The following is a 2,218-nucleotide window of genomic DNA, read 5'->3' on the forward strand; positions in this document are numbered from 1 at the left end:
GTCATTTTCCACTTAACATGACACTAGATTTGTGGGATAAAAGTGATTTTTACTTTTTGTGGGAAGAAGGTGCGGAAATGGCGAATAATATTAGTGATGGTTATTTTAAAGTGATTGATGCTATTATTAATAGCCCAGTAACAAAAACAATATTTAATATCGTTTTTGGTGTTGGAACATTTCTTTATATAAAACCAAAAGATTTAATTATAATTCCTCCATATGAATTACAACCTCCTCTAAACCCAGAGCCTTATTACCAATAATAGCTAATATGATTATTTCAAAAAAAGTATTCAGTAAGGTCTTAGCTGAGAGAATTAAGCTGAAATATGTGGAAAGCAATGATACACAAATCTTAATATCTGATTTGGTCAATAATTGTGAATCTTATCTCTTCAATAAATTTCCCGTTGTAATTAAAGGGAGAAGTAATGAATTGCTTATGAAACGAAAGATTCAAGCTGGTTTTTCGGGCTCAAAGGATATATTGAGGGGGGGAGGATTAAGCAAAGATCAAGGATACCCTGTAAAGGAAGAATTTTATATCCCTTACGCCCCTGAATACAGACCTGAATGCCTTTATCTTGGAGTTGAAAGATTCAGCCAAAGCATTGGTTGTGCGGTTGACAAAGAAATTCAATATTGTTTCTTTATGGCTGTTTATCGATGCTGATGCTGTTGCAAAAGAATCGAAACCGTATTGCTTTACTTTTTCGTTCCATTTATTAAGGTTCTCACAGGCTTGGCTCTTCGATCCGGAAGTTTCATATATGTTCCTGAACATCAACGACAACTCGTATGCCTTTTTAATGTCAGGGTATTCTTTGAACAATATCCCTGCCCTGAGTTGCTGCGACTCTGTCCATTTGTTCGTCGGCTTGAACAATAAGTACCTGCTTCGTGCAAGCAATTGCTTTTTGGTGTCCCCGTTTTCATATACAGGGGCATTGTACCTGATGCCTGATTTTTTGGCTTCTTTGATGGCTATGTTTTCTTGCTCGATCGCTTTCCACCGATGATTTATCCTTATCTCCTGCACAGCTTCGGATATTAGCTTTGCCACATGAAACCTGTCGGTTACCACAGAGGCATTTGGGAAACTTGTATAGGCTATTTTCTCCATACTGTTTGCCATATCGACACTGATCTCTTTGACTTGCTGGCGCTTACTGATCGGTATCTGGCTCAGGATTTTGCATACTTCGCCTGACTTAATGCCTTTGACTATGGCTATCAAGCTACCCTTTTGACATTTGGCTCTGGCATTGGTCAGCACGGTAAAGAGTTCCCCATCGCTCAGTGCTATTTCATCCAGGCATAAACATGTGCCTATGTTCTCAGGGAACAGTAACCACTCATCTGCATGGCCAAGTTGCTCCCAATCGCGGAAACCGCTTAAATGCTCCTTGTAATGCTTGCCAAGGGAATTGCCGTCAACCTGGAAATAACCGCCAACACTATTGGCGCTAACTGGTTTGGTGTCCATACATTTTTTTTAAGAAAGCTGCAAATTCTTTTGTGTAGCTTGTTCCTTCATGTTTCAAGTCCCATTCCCTCGTGTGGGTTTTCCCTGTTGCTGTGTCTTTCCATTTGCGCCTTCTAACCTTCAGGACTACTTTCTGATTACGAATTGGGAAATCATACAGGCTCAATGGCGGTGTGAAACCTTTTGATTCTAAACTTTTGGCAGATAGCTCAGGGGGCTTCTCATTTTTCTCGTCTAGATAAAACCTAAGCTGGTTTCCTAATCTTTCAATATTTACCAAATCAAAATATTCCAGCATATCTTCTGGCAGAATGAATTTAATTATCTCTTGTGATTCCATCTGGCAAAGTTAATAATATTCAATCCCCCCTCAATATATCCTTTGAGCCCAGACTATGTTGATTTTTCAGCGTTGGCTTTTTTTATCGTCGGCAAACCGGCGTTTGTTTCAGTTCAGTGGTCGAATTTAGTGAATTCTTTTTTTGGGGGGAAAGCAGACTATGTTGATTTTTCAGCGTTGGCTTTTTTTGCCGGTGAAAGCAAATGTGCTAGTTTGCGCGTAGGCTTTTTGATTAGTGCGTAACGGATTGCGGTATGAAACGCTGGGGATTTCGATGCTATTTACTATTAAGCTACAACGACCTTTGATGCGAGAATAGAAGCTCGAATAACCACTTTGCCCACAATGATTTAAGGCCGCGCGTTGTTATAGCCATGTGCTTTGTTTTC

4 protein-coding genes are annotated in these 2,218 nt (G+C 39.7%); 2 read left to right on the forward strand and 2 right to left on the reverse strand.

Annotated features, from left to right (window positions below; all coding sequences use genetic code 11):
- A partial coding sequence (locus tag L2082_RS19130) for a hypothetical protein (RefSeq protein WP_446012193.1) occupies nt 1-266 on the forward strand: 266 nt, incomplete at its 5' end.
- Between the two features lie 239 nt (nt 267-505).
- Here the strand turns inward: L2082_RS19130 and L2082_RS19135 are convergent.
- Nucleotides 506-1,489, reverse strand: coding sequence for an ISAon1 family transposase (locus L2082_RS19135; RefSeq protein WP_446012194.1), 984 nt, complete (start codon nt 1,487-1,489; stop codon nt 506-508).
- On the reverse strand, nt 1,470-1,829 hold the full coding sequence (locus L2082_RS19140; protein ID WP_446012195.1) for an ISAon1 family transposase N-terminal region protein: 360 nt from the start codon (nt 1,827-1,829) through the stop codon (nt 1,470-1,472). The genes L2082_RS19135 and L2082_RS19140 overlap by 20 nt, the downstream gene beginning before the upstream one ends.
- Nucleotides 1,830-1,871: 42 nt before the next feature.
- On the opposite strand from L2082_RS19140, the gene L2082_RS19145 reads away from it, so the two are divergent.
- The gene (locus tag L2082_RS19145; RefSeq protein WP_446012196.1) at nt 1,872-2,072 is read left to right on the forward strand and encodes a hypothetical protein; all 201 of its coding nucleotides are present in this window, start codon (nt 1,872-1,874) and stop codon (nt 2,070-2,072) included.
- Nucleotides 2,073-2,218 lie beyond the last annotated feature (146 nt).

The organism is Candidatus Electrothrix sp. (assembly GCF_052785085.1).